Source organism: Enterobacter sp. BIDMC92 (assembly GCF_001030225.1).
Lineage (GTDB): Bacteria > Pseudomonadota > Gammaproteobacteria > Enterobacterales > Enterobacteriaceae > Enterobacter > Enterobacter sichuanensis.
The window spans coordinates 2,836,962-2,858,477 of sequence record NZ_KQ087598.1 but is presented as its reverse complement, the minus strand read 5'-3'; the positions used below and the strand labels follow the sequence as shown (position 1 = coordinate 2,858,477).

Here is a 21,516-nt window from a genome sequence, read left to right as displayed (position 1 = left end):
GCGTTACAGCATGCGGATCTCTTTTGAGCGCAGGGTGATGCGAACCGGAACCGATTTATAAGACGGCGTACCGCTGTCCTTGTCCAGATAATCGAGCGGCACCAGTACGTTGGCCTCCGGGTAGTAGGCGCCGACAGAGCCCGGGGCGATGCTGTACGCCACCACGGTGATGTCTTCCAGACGCTGTACGCTGCCGGGCAGGGCGGTTTCGATATCCACCCGGTCGCCGTGTTCCAGCCCTGATTGCGCCATATCCTCTTCGTTCATAAATAGCACGTCGCGGCGACCAAACACGCCACGATAGCGGTCGTCGAGGGCGTAAATGGTGGTGTTGTACTGGTCGTGACTGCGCAGGGTGATCAGGCGCAGAACGTGCTCACCCTCACCGCTGACGTTCTCGTGAACACCGTCGAATACCGAGAACATCGCTTTTCCCGTCGCCGTTGGCCAGATACGTTGCGTTGGCGGCAGCGGCATCCGAAAACCGCCGGGAACGCGGATCCGCGCGTTATAGTGCTCAAAGCCTGGAATGGTCTGCTCGATCAGATCGCGGATGCGGTCGTAATCCTCAACCAGCGTCATCCAGTCCACGCGCGTGGCCGGCAGGGTCGCTTTCGCCATACCGGCGACGATAGCCGGTTCAGACCGGAGCAACGGTGAGGCGGGTTTCAGCTTGCCGGAAGAGGCATGCACCATCGACATCGAGTCTTCAACGGTGATGGACTGACGGCCGGTTGCCTGCATATCCAGCTCGGTACGACCCAGACAAGGCAGGATAAACGTCTCTTTACCCACCAGCAGATGCGTACGGTTCAGCTTGGTGCCGATGTGGACGCTCAGATCCAGAGTGCCCATCGCCGGAAAACCGCGTTCATGGTCGGGCATCGCCACCGCAAAATTACCGCCGAGGCAGATAAGCGCTTTTGCCCTGCCGTCGATCATCGCCTGCGTCGCCTGCACCGCGTCATGCCCATGGTGAGATGGCGGCTCAAAACCGAACACCTCCTTCAGACGGTTCAGGAAGGCCGGTGTGGGCTTCTCGCTAATCCCGACGGTGCGGTTTCCCTGCACGTTTGAATGGCCGCGCAGCGGGCATATTCCCGCGCCGGGCTTGCCAATATTGCCGCGCAGCAGCAGCACGTCAGCGATCAGGCGGACATTGGCCGTCCCTTTATTGTGCTGGGTAATCCCCATCCCGTAGGTAATGATGGTGGCATTCGATTTCGCATAGGCCTCGGCTACCTTTTTGAGCGCTGCCTGGCTCAGACCCGACTCGCGCTCAATATCCTCCCAGCGGGTTTGTGCGATATCCGCGGCAAACGCCTCAAAGCCCTGGGTGTGTTCCGCAATAAAGGCATGGTCGAGCACGCCGCCGCGTTCGGCCTCCATTTCCAGCAGATGTTTGGCAAGACCTTTCAGCGCGGCGGCATCGCCCCCGGCCTTCACCTGGAAATAGGTTGAAGCGATATCCGTGGAGCCGTAGGTCGCCATTTCAATCACGCTCTGCGGATCCGCAAAACGTTCCAGCGCGCGCTCGCGTAACGGGTTAAAAACGATGATTGGCACATTGCGCCGGGACAGCTCATGAAGGGTGCCCATCATGCGCGGATGGTTGGTGCCGGGGTTATGGCCGATGGAGATCACCAGTTCAGTCTTGTCGAAATCGTCCAGCGAGACGGTGCCTTTGCCGATGCCAATCGAACGTGGCAAACCGACGCTGGTGGCTTCATGACACATATTCGAGCAGTCGGGGAAGTTATTGGTGCCGTATTCCCGGGCAAACAGCTGGAACAGATACGCCGCTTCGTTCGACGCCCGTCCGGAGGTATAGAACTCAACCTGGTCCGGGTCGAGCCCGCGCATCACCTCGCCAATGCGTTGAAACGCCTCGTCCCATTCCACAGGCCTGAAGGTGTCGCTTTCCCTGTCATAGCGCAGGGGATGCGTCAGCCGACCGTATCCTTCCAGTTCAAAGTCCGATTTTGCCAGCAGCGAGGTGACGCTGTTTTCGGCCAGAAACGCCGGGGTCACGCGTTTGGTGGTCGCTTCCCAGGTCACTGCTTTGGCACCGTTCTCACAAAACTGGAACGTTGATTTGTGTTCTTTATCAGGCCACGCGCAGCCCGGGCAGTCAAAACCGTCAGGTTGATTGGTGCGCAGCAGCGTCGCCGGGGCATCAAAGGTATCCATTTGGGTACGTACCGCGATGGCCGTGGCCTTCAACGCGCCCCAGCCTCCGGCAGGACCCGCATAATTTCTGATACCGGGTACAGAGCGTCTTTTCTTGTTCATACCAACTCCTGATGTGTTCAGTCTTACAACGGCGGCATCACGAAAACCACTGAAATGGCAATAAGTAACAGCAATGACGCCCGGCTCACGCAGGTGAGGCGGCACTGCAAAATGACTTATCTAAAATGTTATTTAATTCAGTGGATTATCTGACGTGTTGCTTAAAGATTTAAAGAAATTATAACGAAATTTTATCATTTTAATAATAAATCTTATCTATCAAGCGGTAGGTGCGATAAATGGCAACGAGCAGGGCGGATGTAGCATCATTAAAATTTCGAATGAAACAGATGAGGGTAGGGAAAAGCCATTCATCACGCCCGGCCTGGGATGAAGCGCATTTTTCACTGGAGATAAAGCCGTAAAGGTTTACTCGGGCTTAATGATTAATGGATATAATTTATGTCTAAGTGGTGAATTATCACAACATGAAATATAACTTATTTTGAGCTGTGAAATTAACGCCGCGCAGCATAAAGGAAATGTCTGAATGGCGATCGCGAATGGCGTTAAATATTAAAGATGCCCTGTTAGTGCAACAAATAATTCATCGTCGATATATTTTTCTGACATCACGAATACGGGAATTCTACTAATTATGGTAGTGGCGATAATAGCCGTATTGGGTTAATGAAACTGGTTCTCTTTTGGTGTTTTTCCTTTTTAAAACAGTGTATTAGAATGAGCGTTGGTGGGGAAATAAGCGCATGTAAGACATTTCACGCCATTTGATCAGATTAATCCTATAATTTTCCGACTGCTTCATTAACCACCACTTCCGTGGCGGTAAATATTGAATTGATGCGAAGCTCATGTAAACTTGTTTACCGTTTGTCAAAATATGTCAGGAAGACACAGGGCCTTATTCTGAAGGGCTCGTGCGGTAGCTATGCCCGTAAACCAGTAACGCCCCGAAATTATCCTGGCTATTTTAACAATAGCACTTAAGTCAAACTCCATCCCCTTTTCTCCATCATCGAAATATCGCTACGGAAAAGCATATGAAAATGCGCGTACTGTTTTCACTTCTGTTTGTAATGGCGGTGGCGGGCTGTAAAGCGCCGCAGAAACCTGTGATCAATGACGATACGATCGAGACCAGCCAGGTCAACGGCGTGACCTTAACCCACCGTCATGCGGTGACGCCGCCGACGGAGTTCACGCCGGTCAACGCACCGTATCGTGCCATGTATCCGGCCTCCCTGATGAGCCGTCCTGACTTTGGCGGCAAGGTTATCCGCACGCTCGATACCGGAAAAACGTACGTGGTGCTGGGGCAGGTTGAACACTACTGGATGGCGCTTGCCGATGAAGGTAACGATCAGCTGATTGGTTACGTCCCGATGCGTGCCGTGATTAAAGCCGATCAGTATGAAGCTGCCGTGCGTAAACAGGCCATTCGTCCTAAGGTGCGTAAAAAAGCGACCTGTGTTGATGTCGATGGTAACAGCAAAGCCTGCAAAGACAGCGCTAACGGTACCTGGATCCTGAACTAACGGCGTCATGAGCGCATTTTTATGAATAATAAAAATTTTCATACGCTGTGGTTACTCTTTTACGCGGTGGTTTTCGCCCTTGTCAGTGGTTGTACGTCGTCTTCACACAGCGACCCTTCCCGCTACAATCTGCAGTTTCAGGCCCATCCACAAATCAATGAATCTGCGCCGCTTAAGGTTCGGGTGTTGTTGCTGAAATCCGATGCGGATTTTATGTCCAGCGACTTCTACTCCCTGCAAAACAACGCGTCAGCCACGCTTGGCGCGAATTTGCTGAACAGCGATGTTTTCTTCCTGATGCCGGGACAACTGTCTAAAACCCTCAGCGGGCAAAGCTCTCCGGAGGCCCGCTACATCGGTGTGATGGCGGAATATCAGATGCTGGATGGCAAAAAATGGCGCGTTTCACTCCCTCTGCCTGTGCCTGGCGAAAATCATATCTACCAGTTCTGGAAATGGTCCGCAGATGAGCTTCAGGCCAACGTCTTTCTCGACGTGAACGGCATTCGGGTCATCAGCCAGTAACGCGCTTCATAACAGGAAACACATCATCATGACCAAAGCAGAAAAGGTCGTCTGGACCGAAGGCATGTTCCTGCGTCCACACCATTTTCAGCGGACTGAAAGTTATCTGCTCAACCATGTTCGTGAATGGGGTGCGCTGCAGCGTTCTTATCTGTGGGGCTTTCTCGACGTTGAACTGGATGAAGCGATGCTTCGCCAGGGATGCATTGCCCTGAGCTACTGCAGCGGGTTGCTGCCGGACGGCACCTTTTTCCAGGTCCGTAACGGGCGCAACGGTCCTGTACCGCTGAAAATTCCTGACAACCTCACCAATGAAAAGGTGGTGCTCGCGCTGCCGGTTCGTCGTGGCGAGAAAGAAGAGGTGATTTTTAGCGAAGAGCCAGCCTCACTGGCGCGCTTTATCGCGTTCGAGCAAGAGGTGGAAGACGATAACGCCATGTCGGTGGGAGATGCCACCGTCCAGTTTGGCCGTCTGCGTCTGACCCTGATGCTGGAAAAAGATCTCACCGCCGAATGGACCGCCATCGGCGTGGCGTTTGTGGCTGAGAAACGTAACGACAACCACGTGCGGCTCGATAACAGCTACATCCCGCCGATGCTGAACGCCAACAACAGCCCGCAGATCTACAGCATGATTAACGATCTGCACGGCTTGCTGGTGCAGCGCAGCCAGCAGATTGGCGGTCGTCTGCGCCAGCCCGGCCGCTTCAACACCTCTGAAATGATCGAGTTTACGCTGCTGTCGCTTGTTAACCGTCATCTGGGTGAGGTGTCTCATTTAAAAACCCTCCCGCTGGTGCACCCGGAAACGCTGTGGCGCAGTTGGCTGCCGTTTGCCACCGAGCTCACCACCTGGACGTCGCAACGTACCGCCGAAAGCGTGCTGCCGATTTACGATCATGACGATCTGGCAAACTGCTTCAGCAAGCTGATGCTGATGCTGCGTCAGGGCCTGTCGCTGGTGATGGAAGACCACGCGATCCAGCTGCCGCTTAACGAGCGCTCTCATGGCCTGAACATCGCCACGGTGCCTGAAACCAGCATGGTGCGTGAGTTTGGCTTCGTGCTGGCGGTAAAAGCCAACGTGCCAGGCGAACACCTGCAAACCCATTTCCCGGCCCAGATGAAGATCGCACCGGTCTCAAAAATCCGCGATCTGGTCCAGCTGCAGCTGCCGGGCATAATGCTGCGCGCCATGCCGGTCGCGCCGCCGCAGATCCCGTGGCATGCCGGCTACAGCTACTTCGAGCTCGAGAAGGGCAGCGAGCTGTGGCACGAGATGGATAAGTCCGGCGCATTCGCCCTGCATCTTGCAGGGGAGTTCCCCGGGCTGGATATGGAGTTTTGGGCCATCCGTAGCCCGACAGAATAATAAAGCGAGCGCTTAATATGCAGGAACGACAGGACACCGGCAGTGATGCCGCGTTTACCGGAGCCAGTAGCAACAATCAGCTGGTGGCGGCCGCCAACCCGCTGCTTAATGCGATCCCGCAGATCCGTCATTCGGTGTCGCATGACGATCAGGTGGCGTTGCGCCAGCGTCTGATCGATGAGATTCGCCGTTTCGAAGTCCGCTGCCAGCAGGCGGGGCTGCCCTACGAAGTGATCGTCGGGGCGCGTTACTGCCTGTGCACAGCGCTCGATGAGGCCGCCGCGCTCACCCCCTGGGGCAGCAGCGGCGTCTGGTCAAGCAATGGGCTGCTGGTGACGTTCCATAACGAAACGTGGGGCGGCGAGAAGTTCTTCCAGCTGCTGGCGCGCCTGTCGCAAAACCCGCGCGAGCATATCCTGCTGCTGGAGATGATCAACTACTGTCTGCTGCTTGGCTTCGAAGGACGCTACCGGGTGCTGGATAACGGCCGCACCCAGCTTGACACCATCAAGCAGCGTCTGTGGCAGATGATCCGAGGCGTGCGCGGCAGTTACCCGCCGCCGCTCTCGCCCCATCCGGAAGATCGCCCGGTGCTGCGTAAACTGTGGCGGCCGATGGTGCCCCTGTGGGCCTGCGTGGCGCTGGCCGGGTTTATCGCCTGCCTGTTCTACATCATTCTCAACTGGCGTCTTGGCGACAACACCAACCCGGTGCTGGCGAAGATTTACCAGTCCCAGCTGCCGGAAACCACCATCCAGCAACCGGCACGCCAGATGCCCGCGGTGCTCAATCTGCGTGGCTTCCTGAAGCCGGAAATCGAGGCGGGTCTGGTGGCGGTGAAGGACGAAGCGGACCGCAGCGTCGTTATCCTGAAGGGGGATGGTCTGTTTGCCTCCGCCTCGACCGTCGTGCGCGACCGCTATGAACCGGTCATCAACCGCATTGCACAGGCGATGAATAACGTCAGCGGCAAAATTCTGGTGGTGGGCTACAGCGACAACGTGCCGATTCGCAGCGCGCGCTTTGCCTCTAACTATGAACTCTCTCTGGAACGTGCCCGCTCGGTACAGAAAATGCTGCAGGGAAGCCTCTCTCAGCCTGGCCGCGTGAAAGCGGAAGGGCGGGGCGAGATTAACCCGGTAGCGCCGAACACGACGCCAGAAAACCGCGCCCGTAACCGCCGTGTGGAAATTACTCTGCTGGTGTCGCCTGAAAATACGCAGGCTGAGCTGAACGGATTGCCGCAAGGAAACTAAGGATGCTGACTACACTTCTTTCCATTTTGACCAATCGCATTCTGTGGAGCTTCCTCGGCGTAACGGCGCTTGCGGCGGTGATCTGGATGATTGGTCCCCTGTTGTCCATCGTGGACACCCGACCGCTCGAATCTGAGCAGAACCGTATTATCAGCATCGCCGTGGTCTATCTGCTCTGGGCGCAGGGCCACATTCTGCCGCGGCTGTACAATGCCTGGCTGAACCGCAAGCTGATGGACAAGCTCAATGAGAACACCACCAGCCCGGAAGCGGCGGATCCGCAGAAACGGCTGAACAACGAGGAGCAGATCCTCGCCAGCCGCTTTGATGAAGCCGCGCAGATGCTGAAAAAAGCGCACTTCAGCAAAGCGGGACAAGGTGCCCAATGGACGCAGCGTTTTAGCACGCAATATCTCTATCAGCTGCCGTGGTACGTCATTATTGGCGCGCCAGGTTCGGGGAAAACCACGGCGCTGGTGAATTCCGGCCTGCAGTTCCCGCTGGCCGACCGGTTCGGTAAGACCGCGCTGCGGGGCATTGGCGGTACGCGTAACTGCGACTGGTGGTTCACCAACGAGGCGGTGCTGCTGGACACGGCGGGTCGCTACACCACGCAGGAGAGTGAGCAGGTGCAGGACGCCGGCGAATGGCTGCAGTTCATGGGGCTACTGCGCAAGTATCGCCGCCGCCAGCCGATCAACGGCGTCATCATTACCATCAGCATTTCTGACCTGCTTACCCAGTCTGCCGAGGCGTCCCGCCAGCAGGCGGTGAACCTGCGTCAGCGTCTGTCTGAACTGCATGAACAGCTGGGTATTCGCTTCCCGGTCTACGTGATGGTAACCAAGGCCGACCTGCTTAAAGGCTTCCGCGCCTGGTTTGCCGACTACGACAAAGCGCAGCGCGACCAGATCTGGGGCTTTACCCTGCCATGGGAGCAGACCAAGCACGCCGATTTCGACCTGATGGGCAACTTCCACCAGGAGTTTTCGCTTTTACAGCAACGCCTGGATGCCGGGCTGCCGGAAACCATGCTCAAAGAGCATGACGCGAAAACCCGTGCCGAAGCGTACCTCTTCCCACAGGAGTTCGCTGCCCTGCGTCCGCTGCTGGCGGATTACCTGAGCACGGTCTTCGCCCGCTCCAACTTTGAAACCGAGTTCTCCCCACGCGGGATTTACTTCGCCAGCGGTACTCAGGAAGGGATGCCGTTCGACCGGGTGATGGGCGAACTGAACCGTGCGCTGTCGCTGCCGGAAGGGGATGAGTCAGCACACTGGGATTCGGTCAGCAAAGAAGCGCCTATTCCGGGCGCAAAAGGCCAGAGTTTCTTCATTAAAAACCTGCTGCAAAACGTCATTTTCCAGGAAGCCGGCATCGCCGGTGAAAACCGCTGGTGGGAACTGCGCAACCGGGCGGTGATCTGGTCTGGCTACGCGGCGCTGCTGGCCCTGCTGGTGATCCTGGGTGGCCTGTGGCTGACCAGCTATGCCAAAAACAAGGCTTATCTGGACGAGGTGGATGCGAAGGTGCCCCTGCTGGACCAGCAGAGCAAAGCGTTGCAGAACCAGCCTCAGCGCGATCTGTTCGATTTGCTGCCGCTGCTGAACGGGCTGGTTGACCTGCCGAAAAGCGACGCTTTTGACGTCAACGACCCACCTGTCTCCCGCCGTATGGGGCTCTACCGTGGGGATGACGTCAGCGACGCCGCCCAGTCGCTGTACCAGAAAGCGCTGGATCAGATGCTGCTGCCTGCCGTCGCCATGCACATCACCACCTGGCTTCGTAACGACAACGGCAGCGATGTGGAATACAGCTATGAAGCGCTGAAGGCTTACCAGATGCTCTACCAGCCGAAGCACTATGACGGTAAATTCCTGCACTCTTGGGTGATGCTCAACCTGCAGCGTAACCTGCCGCAGAACGTGACGAAGGCGCAGCTGCAGCAGCTTGAATGGCACCTGACGCAGCTGCTGGAGCCAAAAATTCAGGCCTCCCCGTACGCGCAGGACGAGTCCCTGGTGGCGCGCGAAAGAGCGATGATCAACCAGCAGCCGCTCTCCACGCGCGTGTACGGTCGTCTCAAGCGCCTGCTGGAGCATGATGAAAACCTCAAGCCGGTCTCCCTTTCCGACCTGGGCGGACCGCAGAGCGAGCTGGTCTTTTCCCGCAAAAGCGGTAAGCCGGTGAGTGAAGGTGTGCCGGGCCTCTATACGCCGGACGGCTACTGGAAAAGCTTTAACAGCCAGATTGACAGCGTCACTACGGCACTGCACGAGGACGACGCCTGGGTGCTGGGGGCCAGCACCGCGCAGGAGGATAAACAGCAGATCGATAACGCCGTGCGCCAGCTCTACATGCGCGACTTTATCGCTAACTGGGATAGCTTTCTTGCCGACATTCAGCTGAATAACAGCGCCGATCTTTCCCAGCGCATCAACACCGCGCGCCTGCTCTCGGGTGCAAACTCGCCGCTGCGCCGTCTGGTGCAGAACCTGAGCCAGGTACTGACGCTGTCGCGTAATGCACCGGCGCCAGAAGAGGCGGGTAAAGCACAGGAGCAGAGCAACCGGGCGACCCGCACCCTGGAAGCGCTGTTCAGCAATAATGACAATGCCCCGACGCAGGCTGCGGTGGTTACCCAGGCGCCGGAGCAGCTGGTGACCGACCACTATGCGCCGATGATTGAGCTGGCCCAGCCGCTGGAGAAGGGCGGGAAAACCATCGTCTTTGATGATTTTCTCAAGCAGGTGGATGAGCTGTATCGTTACCTGACCGCCGTACAGGACGCCGCCAACAGCGGCATGCCGGCCCCGGGCGGCGAGGCGATCAGCCGCCTGCAGGCCAGCGCCGGTCGTCTGCCGGGCGGGCTGCAAACCATGTTCAGCAATATGGCGGTAGGCGCCAGCAGCGACACCCAGCGCCGTGACCTGGAAAACGTGCGTAAGCGAATCAGCGTAGAGGTGGGTGGTTTCTGCCGTCAGGCCATTGCTGGTCGCTACCCGCTGGTGCGCAGCGCCAGCACCGAGGTGACCCCTGACGATCTGGCGCGCATGTTTGCGCCGGGCACCGGACTGATGGACGCCTTCTTCCGCGACAACCTGACCAACAAGGTAGACACCACCCAGGCGAACTGGCGCTTTATGCCGGGCATCGACGGTAAAACGCTGCCGGGCAGCGAAGGGCTGCTGAGACCGTTCCAGCAGGCCCAGTCTATTCGCGATGCCTTCTTTGCTAACGGGGCAACCACGCCGTCCTTCAAGGTGACGGTACGCACCGTGCGAATGGATAACACCATTCTGAACCTGACCCTGGACGTTGACGGCCAGCTGCTGCGCTACAGCCATGGCCCGCAGGCCGTGCAGATCATGAACTGGCCGGGGCCGGGCGGTACCAACCAGGTGCGTATGCAGCTGGGCCTGGCGAACGGCAGCACGGCAACGCTGGTGACCAACGGCGCCTGGGCACTGAACCGCTTCTTCGATAAAGCGAGCACCAGCCCGGGGGCGGGGAGCCTGAGCCGTCAGGCCACCTTCAACGTTGACGGACATCAGGTTACGCTGGAGTTTGCGCCAAACAGCATTCGCAACCCGTTCCAGCTTCCTCGTTTCTCATGCCCATAACCGCAAGGACAGCCGTATGACGAATACCCCTGTGATGAACCGCTACAGCTGGTATGGCAAATTACCCAGCGCCGGAGATTTTTTGCAGCGCCGCTTTCCTGACACCTTACAGCGCCAGTGGTCGCACTGGTTTCAGGTCGGTCTGCTGGCCTGGCAACAGGAAGAGCAGCGCAGCGGCGAGCGCCAGTTTCACAAAGCCCCGGTCTGGAATTTTGTTGTACCGCCGATGCTGGGCAGCCAGATGATCCAGATGGGCTGTCTGCTGCCCGGCCGCGACAGCGTTGGCCGCCAGTACCCGGTGTGCCTGCAGCTGAGCTTCGCCCCGTCTGAATGGTCGACCAGCCTGCTCAGCCAGGCTGAGAGCTGGTACCAGCAGATTGGGCGCCTGGGTCTGCACGCGGTGCGCAACAGTTTTTCCGCCTCGCAGCTGGATGAAATGCTGATGACCATTCCGGCGCCGCAGCCCGTCGAGCCGCAAAAGCGTTCCGACATCCTTGACGTGATCGGTTATGACGAGGACGGTCAGAACACCCTGGGCTGGCCACAGGCGGCAGAATGTTTTGATCCCCTTCGGCAGACCAGCTACTGGTGGACCAACCGCTGCGACGGTTACCCGCTGTACACCCACGTTCACAGCGGTAACTTTACCGGGCAGCTTTTCACCCTGCTGTTCGATCCGGCAGGGGGGGCCCGCCCGGGCCGTCACGGTCTCTATCCGCCCATGTTTGAATAAGCAGGGATCTTATGAATATCGAAGAATTTCTCGCGCCAATAAGCCCCGACAAGCCCTGCGGCGAAAACCTGGAGTACGACGCTGATTTTCAGAGCATGAACCAGGCAAGCCTCGGGAAAGCGGAACAACAGTTTGGCGACACCATTATCCCGGCAGAGCCAGCGGACTGGAACACGGTGGAAAAATTCGCCACCAGCCTGCTGACCCGCACCAAAGATCTTCGCGTGCTGCTGGCGTTAACCCATGCCTGGACACGCCGTCGCGGGCTGGCCGGTTACGCTGACGGATTACTGCTGGTGCAGGAGGCGATCACCCGTTACTGGGAGCCGCTCTATCCGCTGCTGGAAGAGTATGGCGAAACCGATCCGTTTTACCGCATTAACGCCCTGGCGGGGCTGAGCGACAAGTCTGAGCTCACCGTCGCGGTGCGCAACGCCTTGCTGCTGCGTTCAAACGGCGATGAAATTTCGCTGCGTGATGCCCAGGCGCTGCTGGACGGCAGTAAGACGGAGTGTCCGGACTATCCCGGTGGCCGTCCAAGGCTGATTGACGAGCTCTCCCGCGGCGACCAGCCAGGAACCGCAGCGGTTATCGTCATTAACGAACGGCTGCTGGCGATCCGCGAGCTGCTCACCGGCTATCTCGGCGAGAGCGGAGTGCCGGAGATGGAGCAGTTGCTGAAAACCGTGGGGCTGGTGGCCAGCGCCTGTCAGGTGACCGATATCAGCAAGCTGCTGCCAAACCGTGAGGCGCAGGCTGAACAGCCCGCCGCCTCGCAGCCGATGGCCGCGCAGCCTGTCCAGCAGGTCACCGACTGGCGCAGCGTGCAGGTCACCAGCCGCGCCGATGCCCAGCTGATGCTGGAAAAAGCGAAGCAGTATTTTGCACAGTACGAACCGAGCCACCCCGCACCGCTGATGATTGAACGGGTGCAGCGGCTGTCAGAACTTAACTTTATGGACATTATTCGCGACCTGGCGCCAGACGGCGTTAACCAACTGGAAAACATCTTTGGACGCCGCGAATAACGCGTCCAGGCATTATGACGACAGGCATGGAGCCTGCCGTTTCACCTTCACCGCGCATCTTTGATGGAGAACATCATGGCAATGAGTAACAGTGGGCAGAAATTCATCGCACGTAACCGTGCCCCCCGCGTGCAGATCGAGTACGACGTAGAGATCTACGGTGCAGAACGTAAAATTCAGCTGCCGTTCGTGATGGGCGTTATGGCCGATCTGGTCGGCAAACCGGTGGAAAACCTGCCGGCCGTGGATGAGCGCAAATTCCTCGAAATTGACATCGATAACTTTGACGAACGCATGAAGGCGCTGAAGCCGCGCGTGGCGTTCCAGGTGGACAACACCCTGACCGGCGAAGGTAAGCTCAACGTCGATCTGACCTTCGACAGCATGGACGACTTCCTGCCGGATGCGGTGGCCCGCAAGGTCGAGCCGCTGAACAAGCTGCTGGAAGCGCGTACTCAGCTCTCCAACCTGCTGACCTATATGGACGGCAAAAACGGTGCGGAAGAGCTGATCGCTAAAATTCTGCAGGATCCGACACTGCTCAAATCCCTGAGCCAGTTGCCGAAAAATGACGAAAGCGCGAAAGGTAGCGAGGAATAATCGATGAGCAACCAGACTCAACAACATGAGCAGCAGACGGGTCAGGCGTTCAGCCAGGATGAATTCAGCGCGCTGCTGAACAAAGAGTTCCGCCCGAAAACCGACCAGGCGCGTTCCGCCGTAGAAAGCGCGGTGAAAACCCTGGCGCAACAGGCGCTGGAAAATACCGTCACCTTCTCAAACGATACTTACCGCACCATTCAGAACCTGATTGCGGGTATCGATGAGCAGCTGTCACAGCAGGTAAACCAGATTATTCACCACGAAGAGTTTCAGAAGCTGGAGAGCGCCTGGCGCGGTCTGAGCTACCTGGTGAACAACACTGAAACCGACGAGATGCTGAAGATCCGCTTTATGAGCATCTCCAAGCAGGAGCTGGGCCGTACCCTGAAACGCTACAAAGGCGTAGGCTGGGACCAGAGCCCAATCTTCAAGAAAATCTACGAGCAGGAGTACGGTCAGTTTGGTGGTGAGCCGTTTGGCTGCATCGTCGGCGACTACTACTTCGACCACAGCCCGCAGGACGTTGAGCTGCTGGGTGAAATGGCGCGCATCGGTTCGGCGGCCCACTGTCCGTTCATCACCGGTACCGCACCGGGCGTGATGCAGATGGAGTCCTGGCAGGAGCTGGCCAACCCGCGCGACCTGACCAAAATCTTCCAGAACACCGAGTACGCCGCCTGGCGTTCACTGCGTGAATCTGAAGATGCCCGCTATCTGGGCCTGGTGATGCCGCGCTTCCTGTCGCGCCTGCCGTACGGGATTCGCACTAACCCGGTCGACAGCTTTGACTTTGAAGAGCAGACCGACGGCGCGAACCACAACAGCTACGCGTGGGCGAACGCCGCGTATGCGATGGCAGCCAACATCAACCGCTCCTTCAAAGAGTACGGCTGGTGCACCTCGATTCGCGGCGTGGAGTCCGGCGGGGCGGTGGAAAACCTGCCGTGCCACACCTTCCCGAGCGATGACGGCGGCGTGGACATGAAATGTCCAACCGAGATCGCCATCAGCGACCGTCGTGAAGCCGAGCTGGCGAAAAACGGCTTTATGCCGCTGGTTCACCGCAAAAACTCTGACTTCGCTGCCTTCATCGGCGCACAGTCTCTGCAAAAACCGGCGGAGTACCATGACCCGGATGCGACCGCTAACGCGCGCCTGGCGTCTCGTCTGCCGTACCTGTTCGCCTGCTGCCGTTTTGCTCACTACCTGAAGTGCATCGTGCGTGACAAAATCGGCTCCTTCCGCGAGCGCGAGGAGATGGAACGCTGGCTGAACGACTGGGTAATGAACTACGTGGACGGCGACCCGGCGAACTCCTCCCAGGAGACCAAGTCCCGCAAACCGCTGGCGGCTGCGGAAGTGCAGGTGCAGGAAATTGAAGACAACCCGGGCTACTACGCCGCGAAGTTCTTCCTGCGTCCACACTACCAGCTGGAGGGGCTGACTGTGTCCCTGCGTCTGGTGTCAAAACTGCCGTCGCTGAAGACGAAAGACGCGTGATAATGAGTGCCGGCCCTGGAGGGCCGGCAACATTTCGGTGAATACGAGATAGCTAATGAATTTGACTGTGAAAGCGTTAATACGAAAATCCATCAGCTATTTAACCGTTTATATATTGCTAATAATTTCGTTCATGCTGTTTGTGACGGTATCCGGCTACTATCTGTTTATCTTTGACTGGCCGGAAGATGTCCCGCGAATCGCAATGCATGGATTTTTATGTGTTGGACTTAATGCATTAGCGACAGGAATATACGTTGTCGCAGAGAAATGGAAAGAGAAACGTTAGAAATTCACGCTGGCTTATATTTTATATAGATAGTCCACTACGCGATCTTACTATGAATAAAATAACCCTGTTGACTATCGCGATGCTGTTCATCGCCCCTCTGGCTGAGGCACAAACGGAAAATTATTCTTATCCTGACGCAACAGCATTACCGCAGGATGATACGTCAAATTTGCTTCGCGATCCGGGCTTATTAACGGGGTACGATTTGAATCTCAGTGCCGCGCGCTTCGCCAGGGCCTGGCTTTCAAAAACGAATGAACGCGAGCGCATTAAAGCGGATATGTATATGTTAGGCGTGGTGGATGCATCAGAGGGGAAGGCATGGTGTAAAGGTCATCCCATTTTGCCCAATACGATTTATGAGTTTCTTTATTCTCGCTTTGCTCATTTATCTGAGCAGGAGGGCAAACGGCGGGCTTCTGAAATCATTACTGATGGAATGGGAGAATTAAGCCCCTGTCAGCATCGGACTGGTTTATAGAACGATCCATTGTTGAACCGGCTGGAATTGGATGGCTGATGCGCTGTGGAACCTATGGCAAAGGATATAAGGTGAAACATTTCTGTTTTTTCCTCGCGTTTATGACTTTTTATGTGTGTGCCGGAAATAACCATCCTGATTTTTATCAGAAGCAAACATACCGGCAGGTTTTAAAAGATTTAGTTCTGGCGCGCTGTCTTGCGCAGGTGGCAGATAAAGGCAGCCAGTTTTCTGTTGATGCGGCCCGAAGTGCGAGCGCATTCATTGAGTGGATACCTTTTGATGCCGAAAATGGTACTGATAAAGTGAACGCACTTATTGGGAAATATAAAAATCAAATTAATGGTTTTCATTCAGAGCGAAAACCCGATGTCAAAGGCGTAACCTTAAACTGTTTACGTCTTTATCATAGCGACGAACTGAACAAACTGGTTCCGCAAGTCATCATTGGCGATCCTGAACGTACCTGGATTCAGGATAACCCGCAGTAGTAAAAGACTTCACATTCTTTCCGTTCATTCAGGGGGAATGTAAGACTGTCAAATGACACGGGTCATTTGATATGAGGCAGAGGTAAAATATGGACGGTTTTATTCAGCCCCATGCTTTCCTGTTTGCCATATAAGTGCTTTTTCGAAAGCAATATTGTTCATCCACGAAGAGTAGATATTATGGCTATTGATATGTTTCTGAAGGTCGAGGGTGTTACTGGCGAATCGAAAGATTCTAACCACACCGGCTGGACTGATATTACCTCCTTCTCCTGGGGCGCTTCCCAGCCCGGTAATATGAGCGTTGGCGGTGGCGGCGGTGCCGGTAAAGTTAACTTTAACGATTTGCACGTTAACGCCCTGATCGACAAATCCACCACAGCAATCCTGAAACACTGCGCCAGCGGTAAACACCTGACCAAAGTTGAGCTGTCCGTCTGTAAAGCCGGTGGCCAGCAGGTGGAATACTCCCGCATCACCCTGGAAGATGTGCTGGTCACGTCTGTTCAGTACACCGGTGCAGACAACGGCGATACCGTTGGTGTGACCTATGCATTCCAGGCTGCGAAAGTGAAACAGCAGTACTGGGAGCAGACCACGTCTGGTGGTAAAGGTGCTGAAAGCAGCGCTGGCTGGAACATCAAAGAGAACAAAGAAGCGTAATAGTAGTGGGCCCGAAAGGGCTCACTTTACCCTAAGCTTCTTATCAAGGAGAAACAAGATGTCTCACATGCGTCCTGCTTTTGGTGCCGCCTGGAACCGATTCAGAGAAGTGAACGTAAACGTAGTACAGGTTGGCAAGTTATTGGGTGGGAAAGTTCAGCATAATATTGATGCCGGTATTTTTAAAAATGCCTGCCCCATTCGTATGAGCTACGTTTTAAATTATTGTGGTATTCCGATTCCATCTAATAGTAAATATGCAACAGTGACCGGGAACGACAAAAAGCGATATATGTTCCGTGTCAAAGATATGATTGCATTTCTACCCACAGTACTGGGCAGTGCAGATATGTCAGTCTCTTCACCAACTCCTGCACAATTTGCAGGCAAGCAGGGCATTATCATCTTTACCGGACATGGCTGGTATGATGCAACCGGACATGTAACACTCTGGAATGGAAATATTTGCTCTGATGATTGTCATTTTCTTGGCTCTCCTGGCAATGGTTCATTTATTCCGACCAACGCAACATTCTGGAGCCTGAAATGAAACGTTTATTGCTGATTGTATTGGCCTTAAATACTTCTGCTGTTTATGCTCAAACACTTCCTGATGTGAGTGTTTTTTCTCAGCAACAAATTTTTGAAAACTGGGTGCAAAATCGATGCATCGGCAAGATTGCAGAGAGTAAAAGCCTGAAGGATGATGCAGAGGCCAGTGCCGCTGCATGGCTCGAAGCAAGCGATCTGCCTGCTGAGAATTTTGAAAAAGCTGACAAGATGATTATTTCTTTGCTGAAAGAGAAAGTAGGCGGTACTGCACCGGGTCATTATCAGGTATTGAAATGTAGCTTAATCGCCAAAAGCGACGCGATTCGTCTGCTCAATGTCCAAAAATAGCGTTTCACCGATATTACCAGGATATTTGACTGCACCATCTCGCGTCTTCAAGTCACCACTCGTAATGATGCTCAAGACGAGTGCAGATTCGTCAGCCTCGGTAGTAAATTATGGTGTATATGGACTGTTTACTATTGTTTCTTATTGTGGACTTGTTTCTGATTGTTGTAATCATGGACCTATTCAGCTCTCGTTTTTTTAAAAAGCACGAGAATGATTATAATCAGCTACTTTCTGACTACCGGCGCAAAGGATATGATCTGGATCTTGTGACAAACTACGCTTCATTTTTTGGTTCACTGGCTAATTACCAAAAAATAATCTGGTTTGTACGCCTTTATAAAGGCGTCAGAATGAAGTTTACCCATGAAAGGTTTGTGCAGGAAGAAGCTTATAAATACGTACAGTCGTTACCGGACGAAAGAATTGACTGGATGCTAAAGTTACATCGTCGTTATAAAATACAGGCGTTAATATTCACTCTGTGGCTGATTGTTGGATTATATTTTATAACCTTCATTAAATAGTTTTTGTATTCACTTTCTCAACGGATAACAATCATTAGGTGTCCCGACTGCCGGGGCTGGAGCGCTTGTTTACGGATTAATCATAGGTGCTGCTGGCGCTGCTGGAGGTACGAAAGTAGATGGGTTTGTTGGCGAGAAGATCGGTATCTTAATATTCAGTGGAGAAAGAGATGATTGCTAATGATATTTTCTCCATTTTTGTGATGTCTCTTTTTGCTCTGTTCTTAATCCTGATGGTTACTTTTTATATTGATTATCGAAAGCACTCGGGTGAAGTTTCGGCAGTATATAATGCATTAACGCAAGCCAGATTATTAAGGAAGGAAGATTATCAAGTTTGGGAAGGCTTGGGGTTCTGGGGTTTCGGTTTCCGTATCACAATTTTATCAAGGTTATTACGGGGAAAAAGCGTTAAGCTAACCGACTCTCGAAAACTTCAATCTCATGCATGTCATGGTGTTTTGTCCGGCTTTGAACTCTCCTGGGTTTATTCATATGACAAGAAAATAAAATTTACGGCTGCTGTTTTTATACTGCTTTTAGTCATGGCAAGTGTTGGTAGTGTATAAACGTTTATTGCTATGTGAATTTTTTTTGTGTTAATCATGCCGGCGCAATTAAGTCATGTAATTTATTTTTTTTTCGGGGTAGGTGTACGAATCAATGCGCCTGATACTGCTTTCTTTTGTATTTTTAAGTTTGTTTGTTTCTTTGGTTTTATACGTTTATTTTTATCGGAAACACTCTCAGGAACTTTCAAAAGCATTTCATCTTCTGAATAGTAAACAATACTTAGATATAAATGATTATCTTTTCTATGAGCAGCTTGGATTACCTGGGTTTGCGCATCGCGTATTCTTAATGAGAAAAATAATGGCGTGCAAGCCGATAAACTCAGGTAGCAGAAGGCAAATCTCTCCTGAAGCAGGAAGATTTATACTTTCAATATACCGTTTTCCCTGGATTACAACGTTCCATAAATTAACGGTTTTTGTCGTGTTTTTAATGTTATTGTTAATTGTGCTAGTTGCTACCGGGCGATAAAAGAACCGTTTCAAATGATGCCCGATATTTAAACTGTCCTTTGCCTTAACCCCCAAACGCCGCCGTTCTCACCCCCGAGAGCGGCAGCGTTTGAGCGCTAATCATACCAGCAGGAATACGCCATGCGATTCACGATTATTTCTACGAAACCCGGTCATCAGCCGCCGCAGAGCAGCTGTGATTTTTACGCCCCGGGCGGCACCATTGGGCGCGGTACGGATAACAATCTGGTCTTGCCGGACAATGACCGCACCATCTCGCGTCTGCAGGCCATTGTTCACGTTGACGCCCAGGGCGAATGCCGCGTCACCAACCGTGGCAGCGTCACCCGCGTGGTATTAAATGACATTCCGCTGGAGCGGGGCCGTCAGGTTGAGCTGCAGGATGGCGACATTCTCGGCATTGATGACTACCGCATCGAAGTGACCGAGCTTATCCACGACACCCAGCCGGTGAGCCGCATGGCCGCCAGCATGCAGCAGCAGGCTCGTCCGACCGTTGCGCCAGCACCGGTTGCGCAGCCGAAACCGGCAAGCGCCGCACCGCGCGGTAAGGCTGAGCCAACTGCCGTGCCGTCGGAAATCTGGGACAGCCTGATGCAGGAGTTTTCCATCTCCGACAGCATCTCCCGCAACCGGACGAAACCGCAGCCTGCGGCGTCTCACGATCCCTTCTCCCAGCCCGCCGCACCGGAGCGTAACGCCGAAGATCCGCTGGCGATGTTCAATGACAGCGATCCGAAGCTTGAGCGTAAGAACGTCGATCCAGATACCTTGTTCAGCGATGAAGCGTTGTTCAAAAAAGAGAGCATCTTTGATGACGTCACCCCTTCAACCCTGGTGCCACCGGTAGAGAGCAAACCCGCGCCAGCAGAAGAGGCGACGGATGAACTCGACCCGCTGGCCCTGTTTGGGGGGGCGGCCAGCGCGCCAGCCGCACGCAATGATGACCCGCTCGGGCTGATGGGCGGGGCGCCGTTAACTCATCCGGACGAGATTGCCGACCAGCAGCCGGAGCCAAAGCCGGAACCTGAGCCGGAGGAGGACGTGCTGGCCGGGTCCCCGCTGTTCGCCCCTGAACCGCAGGAAGCCCCGCGAGCTGAAGAAGCCCCCCCGCGACAGGATTACGCAGGCTTCACTATGCCTACACCGCAGGCCGTTGCGCGCAGTAGCAGTCAGGCGCCCAAGGGACGGCTGCGTATCGATCCGGTCAATAACGCCGCCTCACCCGGCGCCACGGCGAACAACGGTGAGAAGGGCGAAGTGCTGCAGGGCGAGCTGCTGGAGGCGCTGCTGGAAGGTATGGGCCTGAGCGAAATGCAGCCGGTGCCGCAGTTTGACCGGGAAAACATGCGTCAGCTGGGGCAGATCCTCGGTATGTTCTCCCAGGGAACCGTGGCGCTGCTCTCCTCGCGCTCTATCCTCAAGCGTGGCGTCAAAGCCGACATGACCATGGTGCTGGACGACGCTAACAACCCGTTCAAGCTGTTGCCGACCGGGAAAACCGTCCTCATCCAGATGTTCGGTACCCCCATGCCGGGCTTTATGCCGCCGACGAAATCCGTGCGCGACGCGCTGATCGATCTGCAGGCGCACCAGCTGGGGATGATCTCCGGTATTCGCGCCATTATTGCCGCGATGCTCCAGTCCTTTAACCCGGAACAGCTGGAAGAGCAGGCGAAACAGAACGGCATGACCTCTCGCCTGGCGCTGCCGGGAAGCCGCAAAGCCGCCCTGTGGGACTATTTTGTTCGCAGCTACGGCGAGACGGCAGGTGAGATCGAGGATGACTTCCACACCCTGTTTGGCGAAGCTTTCCTTCATGCCTATGACATGGAGGTGAATCAGTACAAAGACTCACAGAGCGGATCGGAAGACAAATGAATATCGCAACGGCTTCTCTCTCCCGCCAGGGGACGCGCGCCAGTAACCAGGATCAGACGGGAGAAACCATTGGGGAACGCTCAGCCTGCTTTGTCGTCTGCGACGGCATCGCTGGCCTGCCGGGCGGGGAGGTGGCCGCTGAACTGGCCCGCAACAGCATAATCTCCCGCTTCGATGGCAACAAACACCTTAATGCGCAGCATATCCGCGACTACGTGCAGACCGCGAATCGCACCATTCTCAGCGAACAGCAGGCCGTGCAGGACTACCGCCGGATGGGCACGACGCTGGTCAGCCTGTTCATTGACCGGGATTATGGGCTGGCCTACTGGGCGCACGCCGGGGACAGCCGCCTGTACCTGTTTCGTCGCGGCTGGCTGTGGCACGTCACCACCGACCACAGCCTGGTGCAGCAGATGAAAGATGCCGGGCACCAGACCGATAACCTGAACAGCAACCTGCTGTATCTGGCGCTGGGGATTGAAAACGGTGGGCCAGAAGCGAGCTATAGCGACGTAGTGCAGGTTGAAGACGGCGATGCGTTTTTACTGTGCACCGACGGCTTCTGGCACGGCGTCAGCGAAGAGCAAATGAAGCAGTCGCTGCATATGGTCAATACGCCGCAGGAGTGGCTGACCTTAATGAACCAAATCATTCAAAAGAATGGCGAACAGGAGGGGAATGCTCAGGATAACTATACCGCCCTGGCGGTATGGATGGGCAACCCTCAGGATACAACATTGCTGCACACCCTCTCTGATGCAGCACAATTTCTTCCCTGCGGAACTGATTAGACACACAAGGAAC

Annotated in this window: 19 protein-coding genes; 17 read left to right on the top strand and 2 right to left on the bottom strand. The window is 55.0% G+C overall.

The genetic code is table 11. The annotated features are described in order from the left end of the window. Nucleotides 1-3 precede the first annotated feature (3 nt). The gene (locus SP99_RS13405) at nucleotides 4-2,292 is read right to left on the bottom strand and encodes an FdhF/YdeP family oxidoreductase (RefSeq protein WP_047958916.1); all 2,289 of its coding nucleotides are present in this window, start codon (nucleotides 2,290-2,292) and stop codon (nucleotides 4-6) included. A gap of 1,001 nt (nucleotides 2,293-3,293) precedes the next feature. Here SP99_RS13405 and SP99_RS13400 point away from each other — a divergent pair. The 15 genes from SP99_RS13400 to SP99_RS13325 all read left to right on the top strand — a co-directional run bounded on the left by SP99_RS13400 (nucleotide 3,294) and on the right by SP99_RS13325 (nucleotide 18,351). After that, nucleotides 3,294-3,788, top strand: coding sequence for a hypothetical protein (locus SP99_RS13400; protein WP_025756852.1), 495 nt, complete (start codon nucleotides 3,294-3,296; stop codon nucleotides 3,786-3,788). Nucleotides 3,789-3,809: 21 nt separating this feature from the next. Further along, on the top strand, nucleotides 3,810-4,313 hold the full coding sequence (tssJ, locus tag SP99_RS13395; RefSeq protein WP_047958915.1) for a type VI secretion system lipoprotein TssJ: 504 nt from the start codon (nucleotides 3,810-3,812) through the stop codon (nucleotides 4,311-4,313). A 28-nt stretch (nucleotides 4,314-4,341) separates the two neighbouring features. Continuing rightward, nucleotides 4,342-5,685 carry a type VI secretion system baseplate subunit TssK gene (gene tssK, locus SP99_RS13390; protein ID WP_047958914.1) on the top strand — a complete coding sequence of 448 codons (1,344 nt, stop codon included), beginning with the start codon at nucleotides 4,342-4,344 and terminating at the stop codon, nucleotides 5,683-5,685. A gap of 17 nt (nucleotides 5,686-5,702) precedes the next feature. Next, on the top strand, nucleotides 5,703-6,941 hold the full coding sequence (locus SP99_RS13385) for a DotU family type VI secretion system protein (RefSeq protein ID WP_025756849.1): 1,239 nt from the start codon (nucleotides 5,703-5,705) through the stop codon (nucleotides 6,939-6,941). Nucleotides 6,942-6,943: 2 nt separating this feature from the next. Next, nucleotides 6,944-10,564: a type VI secretion system membrane subunit TssM gene (gene tssM / locus SP99_RS13380; RefSeq protein WP_047958913.1), complete on the top strand. Its 3,621-nt coding sequence runs from the start codon at nucleotides 6,944-6,946 to the stop codon at nucleotides 10,562-10,564. A gap of 16 nt (nucleotides 10,565-10,580) precedes the next feature. Continuing rightward, on the top strand, nucleotides 10,581-11,297 hold the full coding sequence (gene tagF, locus SP99_RS13375; protein WP_047958912.1) for a type VI secretion system-associated protein TagF: 717 nt from the start codon (nucleotides 10,581-10,583) through the stop codon (nucleotides 11,295-11,297). 11 nt (nucleotides 11,298-11,308) lie between these two features. Further along, the gene (gene tssA / locus SP99_RS13370; protein WP_047958911.1) at nucleotides 11,309-12,325 is read left to right on the top strand and encodes a type VI secretion system protein TssA; all 1,017 of its coding nucleotides are present in this window, start codon (nucleotides 11,309-11,311) and stop codon (nucleotides 12,323-12,325) included. A gap of 75 nt (nucleotides 12,326-12,400) precedes the next feature. Next, nucleotides 12,401-12,925, top strand: coding sequence for a type VI secretion system contractile sheath small subunit (gene tssB, locus SP99_RS13365; protein WP_008502644.1), 525 nt, complete (start codon nucleotides 12,401-12,403; stop codon nucleotides 12,923-12,925). Nucleotides 12,926-12,928: 3 nt separating this feature from the next. After that, on the top strand, nucleotides 12,929-14,428 hold the full coding sequence (gene tssC / locus SP99_RS13360; protein ID WP_047958910.1) for a type VI secretion system contractile sheath large subunit: 1,500 nt from the start codon (nucleotides 12,929-12,931) through the stop codon (nucleotides 14,426-14,428). Between the two features lie 341 nt (nucleotides 14,429-14,769). Further along, entirely contained in the window at nucleotides 14,770-15,201 is a 432-nt protein-coding gene (locus tag SP99_RS13355) for a Rap1a/Tai family immunity protein (protein WP_047959827.1), read from the top strand. A 101-nt stretch (nucleotides 15,202-15,302) separates the two neighbouring features. Next, nucleotides 15,303-15,692 carry a T6SS amidase immunity protein Tai4 family protein gene (locus tag SP99_RS13350; RefSeq protein ID WP_047959826.1) on the top strand — a complete coding sequence of 130 codons (390 nt, stop codon included), beginning with the start codon at nucleotides 15,303-15,305 and terminating at the stop codon, nucleotides 15,690-15,692. 180 nt (nucleotides 15,693-15,872) lie between these two features. After that, nucleotides 15,873-16,355 carry an Hcp family type VI secretion system effector gene (locus SP99_RS13345; RefSeq protein ID WP_008502640.1) on the top strand — a complete coding sequence of 161 codons (483 nt, stop codon included), beginning with the start codon at nucleotides 15,873-15,875 and terminating at the stop codon, nucleotides 16,353-16,355. Between the two features lie 58 nt (nucleotides 16,356-16,413). Beyond that, nucleotides 16,414-16,905: a type VI secretion system amidase effector protein Tae4 gene (locus SP99_RS13340; RefSeq protein ID WP_045285507.1), complete on the top strand. Its 492-nt coding sequence runs from the start codon at nucleotides 16,414-16,416 to the stop codon at nucleotides 16,903-16,905. Continuing rightward, nucleotides 16,902-17,255, top strand: coding sequence for a T6SS amidase immunity protein Tai4 family protein (locus SP99_RS13335; protein ID WP_047958909.1), 354 nt, complete (start codon nucleotides 16,902-16,904; stop codon nucleotides 17,253-17,255). The genes SP99_RS13340 and SP99_RS13335 overlap by 4 nt, the downstream gene beginning before the upstream one ends. Nucleotides 17,256-17,952: 697 nt before the next feature. Then, nucleotides 17,953-18,351: a hypothetical protein gene (locus SP99_RS13325; RefSeq protein ID WP_047958907.1), complete on the top strand. Its 399-nt coding sequence runs from the start codon at nucleotides 17,953-17,955 to the stop codon at nucleotides 18,349-18,351. A gap of 62 nt (nucleotides 18,352-18,413) precedes the next feature. Here the strand turns inward: SP99_RS13325 and SP99_RS25220 are convergent, their stop codons facing one another. Then, complete coding sequence (locus SP99_RS25220) at nucleotides 18,414-18,548, bottom strand: hypothetical protein (protein ID WP_269431366.1); 135 nt, start codon at nucleotides 18,546-18,548, stop codon at nucleotides 18,414-18,416. Between the two features lie 400 nt (nucleotides 18,549-18,948). On the opposite strand from SP99_RS25220, the gene tagH reads away from it, so the two are divergent. Together tagH and SP99_RS13315 are read left to right on the top strand one after the other, a co-directional pair. Continuing rightward, the gene (gene tagH / locus SP99_RS13320; protein WP_047958906.1) at nucleotides 18,949-20,709 is read left to right on the top strand and encodes a type VI secretion system-associated FHA domain protein TagH; all 1,761 of its coding nucleotides are present in this window, start codon (nucleotides 18,949-18,951) and stop codon (nucleotides 20,707-20,709) included. Next, the gene (locus SP99_RS13315) at nucleotides 20,706-21,503 is read left to right on the top strand and encodes a PP2C family protein-serine/threonine phosphatase (RefSeq protein WP_025760036.1); all 798 of its coding nucleotides are present in this window, start codon (nucleotides 20,706-20,708) and stop codon (nucleotides 21,501-21,503) included. Before tagH ends, SP99_RS13315 begins: the two co-directional genes overlap by 4 nt. Nucleotides 21,504-21,516: the final 13 nt, after the last annotated feature.